13 protein-coding genes are annotated in these 13,118 nt (G+C 60.5%); 8 read left to right on the forward strand and 5 right to left on the reverse strand.

All coding sequences use genetic code 11. The features are described 5' to 3' along the window. Window positions 1-258: 258 nt before the first annotated feature. Both ABQX22_RS12425 and ABQX22_RS12430 read left to right on the forward strand, forming a co-directional pair. Window positions 259-645: an MAPEG family protein gene (locus ABQX22_RS12425; protein WP_349799872.1), complete on the forward strand. Its 387-nt coding sequence runs from the start codon at window positions 259-261 to the stop codon at window positions 643-645. Between the two features lie 5 nt (window positions 646-650). Continuing rightward, a complete protein-coding gene (locus tag ABQX22_RS12430) occupies window positions 651-1,109 on the forward strand; it encodes a c-type cytochrome (RefSeq protein ID WP_349799874.1) in 459 nt (152 codons plus the stop codon). Between the two features lie 106 nt (window positions 1,110-1,215). Here the strand turns inward: ABQX22_RS12430 and ABQX22_RS12435 are convergent, their stop codons facing one another. The 4 genes from ABQX22_RS12435 to ABQX22_RS12450 all read right to left on the reverse strand — a co-directional run bounded on the left by ABQX22_RS12435 (window position 1,216) and on the right by ABQX22_RS12450 (window position 5,908). Further along, complete coding sequence (locus ABQX22_RS12435; RefSeq protein WP_349799876.1) at window positions 1,216-1,635, reverse strand: DUF1090 domain-containing protein; 420 nt, start codon at window positions 1,633-1,635, stop codon at window positions 1,216-1,218. A 63-nt stretch (window positions 1,636-1,698) separates the two neighbouring features. Continuing rightward, window positions 1,699-3,384: an NAD-dependent DNA ligase LigB gene (gene ligB, locus ABQX22_RS12440; protein ID WP_349799877.1), complete on the reverse strand. Its 1,686-nt coding sequence runs from the start codon at window positions 3,382-3,384 to the stop codon at window positions 1,699-1,701. Window positions 3,385-3,701: 317 nt separating this feature from the next. Next, window positions 3,702-4,892, reverse strand: a complete 1,191-nt coding sequence (gene metK, locus ABQX22_RS12445; protein WP_349799879.1) for a methionine adenosyltransferase — start codon at window positions 4,890-4,892, stop codon at window positions 3,702-3,704. Further along, on the reverse strand, window positions 4,889-5,908 hold the full coding sequence (locus tag ABQX22_RS12450; protein WP_349799881.1) for an ArsR/SmtB family transcription factor: 1,020 nt from the start codon (window positions 5,906-5,908) through the stop codon (window positions 4,889-4,891). The genes metK and ABQX22_RS12450 overlap by 4 nt, the downstream gene beginning before the upstream one ends. 259 nt (window positions 5,909-6,167) lie before the next feature. On the opposite strand from ABQX22_RS12450, the gene tkt reads away from it, so the two are divergent. The 6 genes from tkt to fba all read left to right on the forward strand — a co-directional run bounded on the left by tkt (window position 6,168) and on the right by fba (window position 12,355). Continuing rightward, window positions 6,168-8,165, forward strand: coding sequence for a transketolase (gene tkt, locus ABQX22_RS12455; RefSeq protein ID WP_349799883.1), 1,998 nt, complete (start codon window positions 6,168-6,170; stop codon window positions 8,163-8,165). A gap of 134 nt (window positions 8,166-8,299) precedes the next feature. Next, window positions 8,300-9,349 (forward strand): erythrose-4-phosphate dehydrogenase, encoded by a 1,050-nt coding sequence (epd, locus tag ABQX22_RS12460; protein ID WP_349799884.1) that lies wholly within the window; start codon window positions 8,300-8,302, stop codon window positions 9,347-9,349. A gap of 16 nt (window positions 9,350-9,365) precedes the next feature. Next, entirely contained in the window at window positions 9,366-10,529 is a 1,164-nt protein-coding gene (locus ABQX22_RS12465; RefSeq protein WP_349799886.1) for a phosphoglycerate kinase, read from the forward strand. A 27-nt stretch (window positions 10,530-10,556) separates the two neighbouring features. Then, the gene (locus tag ABQX22_RS12470; RefSeq protein WP_349799888.1) at window positions 10,557-10,784 is read left to right on the forward strand and encodes a hypothetical protein; all 228 of its coding nucleotides are present in this window, start codon (window positions 10,557-10,559) and stop codon (window positions 10,782-10,784) included. Window positions 10,785-10,836: 52 nt separating this feature from the next. Then, complete coding sequence (locus ABQX22_RS12475) at window positions 10,837-11,160, forward strand: MliC family protein (protein WP_349799890.1); 324 nt, start codon at window positions 10,837-10,839, stop codon at window positions 11,158-11,160. A gap of 130 nt (window positions 11,161-11,290) precedes the next feature. Continuing rightward, window positions 11,291-12,355, forward strand: a complete 1,065-nt coding sequence (gene fba, locus ABQX22_RS12480) for a class II fructose-bisphosphate aldolase (RefSeq protein WP_349799892.1) — start codon at window positions 11,291-11,293, stop codon at window positions 12,353-12,355. Window positions 12,356-12,520: 165 nt separating this feature from the next. On the opposite strand, the gene ABQX22_RS12485 is transcribed toward fba, so the two are convergent. Then, complete coding sequence (locus tag ABQX22_RS12485) at window positions 12,521-13,003, reverse strand: thioesterase family protein (RefSeq protein WP_349799894.1); 483 nt, start codon at window positions 13,001-13,003, stop codon at window positions 12,521-12,523. Between the last annotated feature and the right edge of the window lie 115 nt (window positions 13,004-13,118).

A 13,118-nucleotide genomic window follows, 5' to 3' on the forward strand; every position in this document is an offset into this window, starting at 1 on the left:
TTGATGTGCCCGCGACGGATGCAGGCACATCTGTCGCAGGCCCTGGTTGAGGTCAGGCATTGACCGCAGTGGCACCTGTGCGTTGCAAATGGATGCCGCCAGTTGAATAACGGGCGTCCCGTGGGGCCACCCGCTCAAGCGAGTATTGGCCGGATTGATGGCCTGAAAGAACCTTTCGGTCGGCCGCGCCTCTTAGCCTGTGGGCTGGTATCACTCGGATGCTTCTGATGAAGCTCGAATCTTAAAAAGGATGTGGCTATGACCGTTGCTTTCTGGTGCGTGTTGATCGTGATTCTGTTGCCGCTGGTGTGTACTTCAATCGCGAAGTTTGGCAGCGGTAAATTCAGCGGACGGCAGAATCACGACCCCCGTGATTTCCTCGACCGCCTCGAAGGACTGCCGCGCCGGGCCCACAACGCGCAGCTCAACAGTTTCGAAGCGATCCCGGGTTTCGCTGCGGCCGTGATCATTGCGCACATCGCCGGCGTGGCTCAGCTGGTGACCATCGATGTGCTGGCGGTCTTGTTTGTCACCACGCGCCTGCTCTACATCATTTTTTATCTGGCGGACTGGGCGGCCTTGCGTTCGCTGGCCTGGCTTGCAGGCTTGGCCTTGGTGGTATCGCTGTTTGTCGTGTCGGTCTGATCACGTTGATCAACAGGCCGATCAAGCATCTGGGACTGATCGCGCTGGCTTGTCTGGCGCTGAACGCGTGTGGCGGGGTCGACCCGAATTCGCCGCTGGGTCAGCGCAAGGCCATTTTCAAGGAAATGCTCAAGACCAGCGAGGACCTGCGTGACATGTTGCGCGGGCGCGTGCCCTTCGATGGTCAGCGATTCGCCGATGGCTCAGTCAAACTCGACGGTTTATCCCACGAACCGTGGAAGCACTTTCCTGCGGTCCGCGAAGCCGATCACACCAGCGCCACGGATGACGTCTGGCAGAAACAGGCACGTTTTCAAGAGCTGGCGCGGTCGCTGGAGTCAGCGACCGGCGAATTGGTCATCGCCAGCCAGGTTCGGCCCTTTCGCAAAAGCGTGTTGAGCCCTGCGATGGAAAAAGTCGAAGGCGCGTGCGATGCGTGTCATAAAGAATTTAGGGATCACTGACACTCGCCTGTAGGGGCGCACTTGCCCGCGATTGCGGTCTGTCAGTGACTTCTTTGTTAACTGACAGAATGCTTTCGCGGGCAAGCGCGCTCCTACAGCTGATCAGTCACTCATCCACCTGATCCGGCTGCACCTTCTCAAGCTCGGTCTGGGCGTCCTGCAGTTCTTTGCGTGATTCGGCGAGTTTGTCTTTGCGCTTGTCGATCTTCTCCGGATCGCCCTTGCTCATGGCCTTGTTCAGGTCCGCCTGGCGGCGGCTGACTTCCCGTTTGGCGTCCAGCACCTTCTGCTCTTGTTGCTTGAGCAAGCCGGCATCGGTGCAATTGGCAGTGGCTTCACTCAGGGCTGTTTCCAGCCCGGCCTGCTGACCTCGGTTGCCGGCGGCTTTGGCCTGTTCCAGCTGGGTGCTGATCTCCTGGCGTTTGGCGGCGCATCCGCTGAGTTCGGGGGCGGGCTCGGCGGCCAGCGCAGGCGCGGCCAACAGTGCGCACGTGGCCAGTACAGCCAGCGATGAGAAGAATTTCATGAGCGCTCCTTGGAAACATAACGGCCGGGTGCTCGACACAATCACCCGGACCACAAAAATAAATCAGAACCCTTCGATACCCGCGTCGCGCAATTGCTGGCTCAAGGCCTGAACGGACGGGTCCTGGAAAAACGCCACCAGCTGTGCGGCACGGCCAGGGCCAACGCCCGGCTCGGCCTGCCATTGCGCCTGGCTACGCGCGGCCAGCTCGTGCCACTGATCGCTCAAGCGCGCATTGCCGGTGGGTGGCAGGCCGATCGCTTTGAGCCATTGCTGGAACGGACGCTCGCGAGCGCTTGCAAAACTGCCAAGCAGTTTAGCGCTGCTGCGCTCGCCAAGGCCGGGAATATTAGCAAGCCGAGCGCTGTCGAGTGTCATCCAATCCAGTAAACCGTTGATGTGACCGGCCTTGATCAGCTTGTCCCACGTGCCTGGGCCTACGCCGCTCAACGCCAATCCCTTCTTGCCGCTCAGCCAGTTCAGACGCGCCTGGAACTGCGCTTCGCACCCCTCGCTGGCCTGCCAACAGCTCAGCGAATGGAAGTCCTCGGCAACCGGTGCATTGAGTTCAGCGCGTTCCGTATTGCGTGATACCACCCCGTCGAGGCGTGGAATGGTCATGCCCGCGAGACTGACAGCGACCTGATCTCCCGGCCGAATATCCAGCTCCTGCCAGCGCTGCAACGAACCGACACTGATGCGGCTGACCGTGCGGTCGTCCAGCCGCACCGGGACAAGATCGAGCACCGGGGTGATCTTGCCGGTTCGTCCGACCGTGAAATTCACCTTGCGCACGTCGGCCAGCACTTGGGCGTAGGGGTATTTCCACGCCGCGATCCAGTAAGGCGCCTTGGCCTGCCAGCGTTGCGCTGCAGGTCGTTCCCCCTGGCGCATGACCACGCCATCGGTGGCGAACGGCAATGGGTTGCGATACCAGTGATCCCGCCAGTTCCGTGCCTGTTCGAAACCTTCCAGCGGCTCGCTGAAGCGCACGCAGTCTTCGAAACCCAGCGCTTGCAGGCCGTCCAGGCGCTCTTTCATTCCCGCCGGGCCATCCGGCCAGTCCCAGACAAACAGGCCGATGCTGGCGCCTTCCTGTTCAGTGATCGACGTGCGCGCCAGCAGCCCTGCGACTTTGCTGCGGGCGTTCAAACTGCCAGCCTGCGCCTGAACATGGCCGTCGAGTGACCAATACAACTCGCCCTGCAGCACCAACGTCTTTTCCCACGCCAGATGCCGGGGAATCGCCGCGATCTGATGAGCGTGTCCGGTCCAATCCTGGCCGTTGACTCCGTCGCCGCGACTGATTGCCTTCACCAGCTTTCCGTTTTCGTACACCAGCGTGACTGCCACCCCGTCCACCTTCGGCTGAATCCACAGATCACTGCGCCCTTTAAGCCAGGCCTGCACGGCCAGCTCGTCGGGCAACTTGGTCAGGCCGGTGTGAGGGATGGGATGAAGCACCGTCCCTGCCGAGGTTTTCAGCGGATCGTCGGCGGGGTCAGGCTCTTTGGCGAAACAGGCTCTTAACTGGGTCAGACGCTGGCGAGACTGGTCATACAGCTCGTCGGCGACCAACGAAACCCCCTGACGGTGATAACTGTCGTCCCACTGCGCGATCTGCGATTGCAGTGCAGTGATTTCGCTTCGGGCTTTGGTGGGGGGCCAGTCGGGGCAGGGGGTGGCGTAGGTGGTGAACGAGTAAGAAGCCAGAGCGGCACAGGCGAGCAAGCGGAGAGAGAGCATCATCGAAGCGTCCTTGCTTGGGAGTTGCGCAAGAGGCTAGCTGCTGTTGATCCGAAATCGGTATTGGCGTGGTTACGAGGTTTTGCCAATACGAGCAAGAAATACCTGCTGCTGATCGTCCCGACGCCCCTGATGGGAGGATCAATGACGGCTGTAGGAGCGCGCTTGCCCGCGATAGCCATCTGCCTGTCATGAGTGCATTGAGGCAATGACCGGATTCGCGGGCAAGCGCGCTCCTACAGGGGCAGCGTCAGATGCGAAAAAGCCCCCGACGGCTCGCACCGTTGGGGGCTTTTTTTACGCCGTGGGGTTAGGGCGTATTACAAACCAGCCGCAGCGCGCAGGGCGTCGGCGCGGTCGGTTTTTTCCCAAGTGAACGTGGTGAAAGTGTCGTCGCCCACGGTCTTGGTTTCCGGCGTGCGACCGAAGTGGCCGTAGGCGGCGGTTTCCTGATACATCGGGTGCAGCAGGTCGAGCATGGTAGTGATCGCGTACGGGCGCAGGTCGAAGTGCTCGCGGACCAGCTGCACGATCTTGTCATCGCTGATCTTGCCGGTGCCGAAGGTGTTCAGCGAGATGGACGTAGGCTGTGCAACGCCAATGGCGTAGGACACCTGAATCTCGCAGCGCTCGGCAAGGCCCGCGGCGACGATATTCTTGGCAACGTAACGGCCGGCGTAGGCTGCCGAGCGGTCGACCTTCGATGGATCTTTACCGGAGAACGCGCCGCCGCCGTGACGGGCCATGCCGCCGTAGCTGTCGACGATGATCTTGCGACCGGTCAGGCCGCAGTCACCCACGGGGCCGCCGATGATGAACTGGCCAGTCGGGTTGATGTGGAACTGGGTGTCTTTGTGCAGCAGTTCGGCTGGCAGCACATGCTTGACGATCAGCTCCATCACGCCTTCGCGCAGATCTTTGTAGGATACTTCCGGGTTGTGCTGGGTCGACAGAACAACGGCGTCGATGCCCACCACGATGCCGTTTTCATAGCGGCAGGTAACCTGGGATTTTGCGTCCGGGCGCAACCATGGCAGCAGGCCGGATTTACGGGCTTCGGCCTGGCGGTGCACCAGCTGGTGCGAGAACGCGATCGGAGCAGGCATCAGCGCGGCGGTTTCGTTGCTGGCGTAGCCGAACATCAGGCCCTGGTCGCCGGCGCCCTGATCTTCAGGTTTTGCGCGGTCGACACCCTGATTGATGTCAGGGGACTGCTTGCCGATGATGTTCATCACGCTGCAGGTCGCACCGTCGAAACCGACGTTGGAGCTGGTGTAGCCGATCTCGCAGATCACGTCACGAACGATCTGCTCCAGGTCGACCCACGCGGTAGTGGTGACTTCGCCGGCAACAATGGCCACACCGGTCTTGACCAGGGTTTCCACGGCTACGCGAGCCTGCTTGTCCTGGGCAATGATGGCGTCCAGGACCGCATCGGAGATCTGGTCGGCGATTTTATCCGGATGCCCTTCGGACACGGACTCGGAGGTGAAAAGGGAGTATTCGCTCATCTCGACGGGTTTCCTGATTGATACCGATGTGGAGTGTCGCCAGCCGGTCGCTGAAAATGGCGGACCTGAATCTGGAAACCATTACGTAAGCCTACGTACAGACTTTCCCCGGGGACCAGCCCCGCAGCGATGGCCCAACGGGCCAGATCTTCCTGTTCGAAACCCAACCAGAGATCGCCACAGGCCTCCTTGGCCCAGCTCTGATCGTGGCTGCACAAATCCGTCACCAGCAGACTACCGCCCGGCTCTAACAGATTGGCCAATTGCTTAAGTGCATCGGCCGGTGCGGCGAAGTGGTGAAGCACCATATTGAGCACGACGCAGTCGGCGTGAAGCCGAACGTCGCCCAGCGCGTCGGCCAGCCTCAAATCGACGTTATCCAGCGCCTTGCGCTGGCACAGGTGCCGGGCCAGCTCCAGCATCGCCGGGCTGTTATCGAGCCCGGTGACGTGGCGAAAGCGCTGCGCCAGGTCCGGCAGAAAACCGCCGTCCCCCGGACCCACTTCCACCGCCGTCGCACCGGCGTCGAAGCTGAGCTTGTCCAGCAACGACAGCAGGCTGTCGCGGTACTGCGGCAGGCCTGCGATCAGGTCCTGCTGAGCGCGGAATTTCTCGGCGGTGCGCGCGAAGAAATCCTGACTGGCCGCCGCGCGCTGACGGTGCACTAGTTCGATTCGCGTCCGGACGTCCTCGGGCAAGGTCAGTCCGTCCGCTTCTTCGAGCAACGCCGCATGAAGCTTGCCGCCGGTCTGCTCGATGTGGGGCAGGGCGCGGCGATAAAAAATCGCATTGCCCTCGCGCCGTGTCGCCACCAGATCGGCCTGGGCCAGCACCTTCAAGTGATGACTCATGCCTGACTGTCCGATAGCGAATATCTGCGCCAGTTCCAGCACGCCGAATGAATCGTTGGACAGTGCCCGCAAGACATTGAGCCGCAACGGGTCGCCCCCGGCCTTGCACAAGGCAGCCAGGTCGTCGCAGGGATCGTGATTGATGACGGGCAGAGGCAGATTCATAGGGCTGGCAGTCTAGTTACCGGTCTGGCTGCCCGCAAGACCAATATCAAAAAGTTTTGATATTGGGCGATGGGTGGCGGCCGTCAGGCGCCGTGATTCTGCCGTCCGGGTGCGGTAGGGTAGTCAACTGAAATAAAAGGCGCCCAGACCTCGGGAAAATCCGGTTGCGGCGTTATCTGTCATTGCCCCCGGCCAAGGCCTGAGGGAAAATGGCCGCCTTTTTCAGATCCCATATTCTTTCTGCCCCAGGAGATCAGCGATGCCCAGCCGTCGTGAGCGTGCCAATGCCATTCGTGCCCTTAGCATGGATGCCGTGCAAAAGGCCAATAGCGGCCACCCAGGTGCCCCGATGGGCATGGCAGATATCGCTGAAGTCCTTTGGCGTGACTATTTGAAGCACAACCCGACCAACCCGGCCTTCGCCGACCGCGACCGTTTCATCATGTCCAACGGTCACGGTTCGATGCTGGTCTACTCGCTGCTGCACCTGACCGGTTACGACCTGTCCATCGACGACCTCAAGAACTTCCGCCAGCTGCACAGCCGCACCCCGGGCCACCCGGAATACGGCTACACCCCAGGCGTAGAAACCACCACCGGCCCGCTGGGTCAGGGTTTCGCCAATGCTGTGGGTTTTGCCATCGCCGAGAAAACCCTCGCCGCCCAGTTCAACCGCCCAAGCCACAACATCGTCGACCACCACACCTACGTGTTCATGGGTGATGGCTGCATGATGGAAGGCATCTCCCACGAAGTCGCGTCTCTGGCCGGCACGCTGCAACTGGGCAAGCTGATTGCGTTCTATGACGACAACGGCATCTCCATCGACGGCGAAGTCGAAGGCTGGTTCACCGATGACACGCCAAAGCGCTTCGAAGCGTACGGCTGGCAGGTCATCCGCAATGTCGACGGCCATGACGCCGAAGAAATCAAAACCGCCATCGACACCGCGCGCAAAAGCGATCAGCCGACGCTCATCTGCTGCAAGACCACCATCGGTTTCGGCTCGCCGAACAAGCAAGGCAAGGAAGAGTGCCACGGTGCGCCGCTGGGTAACGACGAAATCGCCCTGACCCGTGCTGCGCTGAAGTGGACCCACGGCCCGTTCGAAATCCCGGCTGACATCTACGCCGAGTGGAACGCCAAGGAAAAAGGCCTCGCCGCTGAAGCCGAATGGGATCAGCGTTTCGCTGCCTATTCCGCCGCGCATCCGGAACTGGCCAACGAACTGATCCGTCGCATGAGCGGCGAGCTGCCAGCGGACTTCGCCGAGAAATCCGCTGCGTACGTCGCTGAAGTCAACGCCAAGGGCGAGACCATCGCCAGCCGTAAAGCCAGCCAGAATGCCCTGAGCGCTTTCGGCCCGCTGCTGCCTGAATTCCTCGGCGGTTCGGCGGACCTGGCCGGTTCCAATCTGACCATCTGGAAAGGCTGCAAGAGCATCACCGGCGAAGACCCTGGCGGCAACTACCTGCATTACGGCGTCCGCGAGTTCGGCATGGGCGCCATCATGAACGGTATCGTCCTGCACGGCGGTTTCGTGCCGTACGGCGCGACCTTCCTGATCTTCATGGAATACGCCCGTAACGCGGTGCGGATGTCGTCGCTGATGAAGAAGCGCGTCATTTATGTGTTCACCCACGACTCCATCGGTCTGGGCGAAGACGGCCCGACGCACCAGCCGATCGAGCAACTGACCAGCCTGCGCACCACGCCGAACCTGGACACCTGGCGTCCAGCCGATGCCGTGGAATCGGCAGCGGCGTGGAAATACGCCATCGAGCGTAATGACGGTCCGTCGGCGATGATCTTCTCCCGTCAGAACCTGACCCATCAGGCGCGCGATGCCGAGCAGCTGGAAAACATCACCCGTGGCGGTTACGTGTTGCGCGACTGCGTGGGCGAGCCGGAGCTGATCCTGATCTCCACCGGTTCGGAAGTGGGCCTGGCGGTGTTGGCTTACGAGCAACTGAGTGCTGCCGGTCGCAACGTGCGTGTGGTGTCAATGCCGTGCACCAGTGTGTTCGAAGCGCAGGACGCGTCTTACAAGCAATCGGTTCTGCCGTTGCAGGTCAGCGCGCGTATCGCCATCGAAGCGGCCCACGCCGACTATTGGTACAAATACGTGGGCCTTGAAGGCCGCGTGATCGGCATGACCACCTTCGGCGAGTCGGCGCCAGCGCCTGCGCTGTTCGAAGAGTTCGGCTTTACGCTGGAGAACGTCATTTCCACGGCGGAAGAGTTGCTGGAAGACTAAAGAAACACGCGTTCCCTGTAGGAGCGTGGCTTGCCCGCGATTGCGGTCTGTCAGTGACATCTTTGTTAACTGTCAGAATGCATTCGCGGGCAAGCGCGCTCCTACGGGTTTAATGATTACCCTGCGAGAACCCCATGCCCCAGTCCCGCCCCTACAGAGTTGCCCTCAACGGTTACGGCCGAATAGGTCGCTGCGTCTTGCGTGCGCTGTGCGAGCGAGGTGCCAAGGCCGGGTTCGAAGTGGTGGCAATCAACGATCTGGCCGACATGGCCAGTCTCGAATACCTCACGCGCTTTGACTCCACACACGGCCGGTTTCCCGGTGAAGTGCGGGTCGAAGGCGATTTTCTGCACATCAATGATCACGTCATCAAAGTGTTCCGCAGTGCGACGCCCGAAGGCATCGACTGGGGTGCGCTGGAGATTGACCTGGTGCTCGAATGCTCCGGCGTCTACAACACCCGCGCCGACGGCGAGCGTTTTCTCGCCGCCCGTGCGCCCCGGGTGCTGTTCTCGCAGCCGATGGCCAGCGAAGCCGACGTCGACGCCACCATCGTCTACGGCATCAATCAGGAAACGCTGACCGGCCAGGAACTGCTGGTGTCCGCCGCGTCCTGCACCACCAACTGCAGCGTGCCGTTGCTGCAACTGCTGGATCAGGCGGTGGGTCTTGACCACATCATGATCACCACCATCCACTCGGCGATGAACGATCAGCCGGTGATCGACGCCTATCACCACGAGGATCTGCGCCGGACCCGGTCGGCTTTCCAGTCGATCATTCCGGTGTCCACTGGTCTGGCACGCGGCATTGAACGGCTGTTGCCGGAACTTGCCGGCCGAATACAGGCCAAAGCTGTTCGTGTGCCGACGGTCAACGTCTCGTGTCTGGACATCACGCTGCAAACTGCGCGTGATACCCATACGCTGGAGATCAACGGCATCTTGCGTGAGGCCGCCACCCGCGGCCCGCTCAAGGGCCTGTTGGCGTATACCGAGTTACCGCACGCCAGTTGTGATTTCAATCATGACCCTCATTCGGCCATCGTCGATGCCAGTCAAACCCGGGTTTCGGGCCCGCGGCTGGTCAATCTGCTGGCCTGGTTTGACAACGAATGGGGCTTTGCCAATCGAATGCTGGACGTCGCCGACCACTTCCTGCGCGTCTCGCGAAAACAACACTAAAAACAGGGAACACCCCATGACTGTGCTGAAGATGACCGACCTGGACCTGCAAGGTAAGCGTGTACTGATCCGCGAAGACCTCAACGTCCCGGTCAAAGACGGTGTCGTCACCAGCGATGCACGTATTCTTGCTTCGCTGCCGACCATCAAGCTGGCGCTGGAAAAAGGTGCGGCCGTCATGGTCTGTTCCCACCTGGGTCGCCCGACTGAAGGTGAATTCTCCGCTGAAAACAGCCTCAAGCCCGTTGCCGAGTACCTGAGCAAAGCCTTGGGCCGTGACGTGCCACTGGTGGCCGATTATCTCGATGGCGTTGAGGTCAAGGCCGGCGACGTCGTCCTGTTCGAAAACGTGCGCTTCAACAAGGGCGAGAAAAAGAACGCCGATGAGCTGGCGCACAAGTACGCCGCCCTGTGCGACGTGTTCGTGATGGACGCTTTCGGCACCGCCCACCGCGCCGAAGGCTCGACCCACGGCGTGGCCAAGTTCGCCAAGGTCGCTGCGGCAGGCCCGCTGCTGGCCAATGAGCTGGAGGCGCTGGGCAAAGCCCTCGGTGCACCGGCCAAGCCGATGGCCGCGATCGTTGCCGGCTCTAAGGTGTCCACCAAGCTGGACGTGCTCAACAGCCTGAGTACTATTTGCGATCAACTGATCGTGGGCGGCGGCATTGCCAACACGTTCCTCGCAGCGGCAGGCCACAAGGTCGGTAAGTCGCTGTACGAACCCGACCTGCTGGACACCGCACGGGCCATCGCGGCCAAGGTCAGCGTGCCGTTGCCGGTGGACGTCGTCGTGGCCAAGGCGTTTGCCGAAGACGCCGAGGCCACCGTCAAGCTGATCGCCGATGTGTCCGATGACGACATGATCCTCGACATCGGCCCGCAGACCGCCAAACAGTTCGCCGAATTGTTGAAATCGTCAAAGACTATTCTGTGGAACGGGCCGGTCGGGGTGTTCGAATTCGATCAGTTCGGTGAAGGCACCAAGACGCTGGCCAAGGCCATTGCCGAGAGCTCGGCGTTCTCCATCGCGGGCGGCGGCGACACGCTGGCAGCAATCGATAAATATGGCATTGCCGATCAAATCTCCTACATTTCTACTGGCGGTGGCGCCTTCCTTGAGTTCGTCGAAGGCAAGGTCCTGCCCGCCGTGGAAATCCTGGAACAACGCGCCAAGGCCTGATCAGGGGCGTTGGAGAAGGGGATTCACATGCTCAAGCCGTTAACTTTGTTAGTGATAGCAGGATTGCTGGGCGGTTGCGCCAGCGAGCCGGAAGCCGCGACAGCGCCAGCCTCAGCGCCTGAGTTGCTTCAGGTCAGCTGCTATCAGGCGGGCTGGCAGGCTGAAACCGTGCCGGTCGTCTACAAACGAGGCGGCCCGGAGTTCTGGGAAAAGTATGACTTCATGCCCGCGGTAGGCCCTGTAGCCTGTCGATAGGCGCGGTTATTGCGTGTAAATAACGACGTATCACGGTAACCCGGGAGTGGTAATGAAAGGCTTGATTGCCCTTGCGATACTTGCAGTGCTGGGCGGTTGCGCCAGCATGACGGCCTCTAAACCGGCCGATCCATGGACTCATTGGGTGTGTGACAGCAAGGCTGAAATCTTTTGGCGTTACGTCGACCCGACTCAAAAATCGGTCGATGTGCGTTTGAATCAAAGCGAGCAGGTGTTCCGTCTTCAAGCGGAACCCGGCGCATCCGGCGCGCTGTACAGCAACGGCGTGCTGGCGTTCGACAACAAGGGTAGCGAAGGCCTGGTTTACTGGGACGCGACCAACGATTTGATCGGTCGAGGCTGCAAGGCGCAGTAAAAGCGCTTTGTTTCTTGAGTGATGCAGCACCGGGCCGAGCGACAGACACGGCCCTTATAATTTGAACAGCAGCCGCCAACACGGCAGGCATGCACGACGATAAACGACCCTACCGGGAGATATAAAGACAATGGCACTTATCAGCATGCGCCAGATGTTGGACCACGCAGCCGAATTCGGTTATGGCGTTCCTGCATTCAACGTGAACAACCTGGAACAGATGCGCGCCATTATGGAAGCGGCTGACAAGACTGATTCCCCGGTTATCGTTCAGGCTTCGGCCGGTGCGCGAAAATACGCAGGCGCCCCGTTCCTGCGTCACCTGATCCTCGCGGCAATTGAAGAATTCCCGCACATCCCGGTGGTCATGCACCAAGATCACGGCACCAGCCCGGATATCTGCCAGCGTTCGATCCAACTGGGCTTCAGCTCGGTCATGATGGACGGCTCGCTGCGCGAAGACGGCAAAAGCCCGGCCGATTACGATTACAACATCGACGTTACTCAACGCGTTGTGGCCATGGCCCACGCCTGTGGCGTGTCGGTAGAGGGTGAACTGGGTGTGCTCGGTTCGCTGGAAACCGGTATGGCCGGCGAAGAAGACGGTGTCGGCGCCGAAGGCATGCTGGATCACAGCCAGATGCTGACGGATCCGGAAGAAGCTGCTGATTTCGTCAAGCGCACCAACGTTGATGCCTTGGCCATCGCCATCGGCACCAGCCACGGCGCTTACAAGTTCACCAAGCCGCCTACCGGCGACATCCTGGCGATCGAGCGGATCAAAGAAATCCACAAGCGCATTCCGAACACTCACCTGGTGATGCACGGTTCGTCTTCCGTGCCGCAGGAATGGCTGAAAATCATCAACGAATACGGCGGCGACATCAAAGAAACCTACGGTGTGCCGGTCGAAGAAATCGTTGAAGGCATCAAGCACGGCGTGCGCAAGGTCAACATCGACACCGACCTACGTCTGGCGTCTACCGGTGCCATTCGCGAATTCATGGCCAAGAATCCGGGCGAGTTCGACCCGCGTAAATACCTGGCCAAAACCGTATCGGCCATGCGCGATGTCTGCATTGCTCGTTACGAAGCGTTCGGTACTGCGGGCAATGCGTCCAAGATCAAAGTGATCTCCCTAGAAGGCATGTTCGAGCGTTACGCCAGAGGCGAGCTGAACGCAAAGGTCAATTGATCTGAGCGTCAGCTAACAAGAAGCCCGCAGCGATGCGGGCTTTTTTGTGGGCGACAGATCATGGGCGTTGATGTTCAGGGTGTGGGAGGGAGCTTGCTCGCGATAAATCCATATGAAGATGTATCGGATGTACCGCCCTCTCGCGAGCAAGCTCCCTCCACGGATCTAGATCCGTGCAGGCGGCAGGCCGATCACGTGTCCGATATAGGCGGGCGTTGGCTGGTCGGCGTGCATGGCCAGCAGCTCAGCCAGTTTCCAAAGCGATTGCTCACTGAACGGCGCCGATTTCGGTCCGTCAGCCAACGCCACATGCAGAAGCATTTGCTCACTGGCCGCCAAGGCTTCATCCGAGCCCTCCCGGTGAAGGCTGTGATAGACGTGCACCCGCTTCTTGTCGTGAGCAACGATCTGCGTGCGCACTTCCACCTGTTCGTCCAGCTTCACCTCATGCAGGTAATTGATGTGCGCTTCCAGGGTGAACAGCGAATGGCCGCTGGCGTTGCGGTTATTACTGTCCAGGCCAATCAGGTCCATGAACGCGTCCGTGGCGTAGCTGAAGATCAGCAGGTAGAACGCATCGCGAAGATGGCCGTTGTAGTCGACCCAATCGGCGAGGATGGGGGTTTTGTAGGTGGTGAGGGTTGGCATATCTGTCCCATGTCTTGATGGCTCCCACGCTCCGCGTGGTAGCACGCCGCTGACGCTCTGCGTCAACCGTTGGACGCAGAGCGTCCAGAAAGGCATTCCCACGCAGAGCGTGGGA

The organism is Xanthomonas sp. WHRI 1810A (assembly GCF_040202885.1).
Classification (GTDB): domain Bacteria; phylum Pseudomonadota; class Gammaproteobacteria; order Pseudomonadales; family Pseudomonadaceae; genus Aquipseudomonas.

Bases quoted from the DNA above. Each gene is read 5' to 3' on its own strand.
- ABQX22_RS12425 (WP_349799872.1), top strand. From the start codon at position 259: ATGACCGTTGCTTTCTGGTGCGTGTTGATCGTGATTCTGTTGCCGCTG.
- ABQX22_RS12435 (WP_349799876.1), bottom strand. From the start codon at position 1,635: ATGAAATTCTTCTCATCGCTGGCTGTACTGGCCACGTGCGCACTGTTG.
- ligB (WP_349799877.1), bottom strand. From the start codon at position 3,384: ATGATGCTCTCTCTCCGCTTGCTCGCCTGTGCCGCTCTGGCTTCTTAC.
- metK (WP_349799879.1), bottom strand. From the start codon at position 4,892: ATGAGCGAATACTCCCTTTTCACCTCCGAGTCCGTGTCCGAAGGGCAT.
- ABQX22_RS12450 (WP_349799881.1), bottom strand. From the start codon at position 5,908: ATGAATCTGCCTCTGCCCGTCATCAATCACGATCCCTGCGACGACCTG.
- tkt (WP_349799883.1), top strand. From the start codon at position 6,168: ATGCCCAGCCGTCGTGAGCGTGCCAATGCCATTCGTGCCCTTAGCATG.
- epd (WP_349799884.1), top strand. From the start codon at position 8,300: ATGCCCCAGTCCCGCCCCTACAGAGTTGCCCTCAACGGTTACGGCCGA.
- ABQX22_RS12465 (WP_349799886.1), top strand. From the start codon at position 9,366: ATGACTGTGCTGAAGATGACCGACCTGGACCTGCAAGGTAAGCGTGTA.
- ABQX22_RS12470 (WP_349799888.1), top strand. From the start codon at position 10,557: ATGCTCAAGCCGTTAACTTTGTTAGTGATAGCAGGATTGCTGGGCGGT.
- ABQX22_RS12475 (WP_349799890.1), top strand. From the start codon at position 10,837: ATGAAAGGCTTGATTGCCCTTGCGATACTTGCAGTGCTGGGCGGTTGC.
- fba (WP_349799892.1), top strand. From the start codon at position 11,291: ATGGCACTTATCAGCATGCGCCAGATGTTGGACCACGCAGCCGAATTC.
- ABQX22_RS12485 (WP_349799894.1), bottom strand. From the start codon at position 13,003: ATGCCAACCCTCACCACCTACAAAACCCCCATCCTCGCCGATTGGGTC.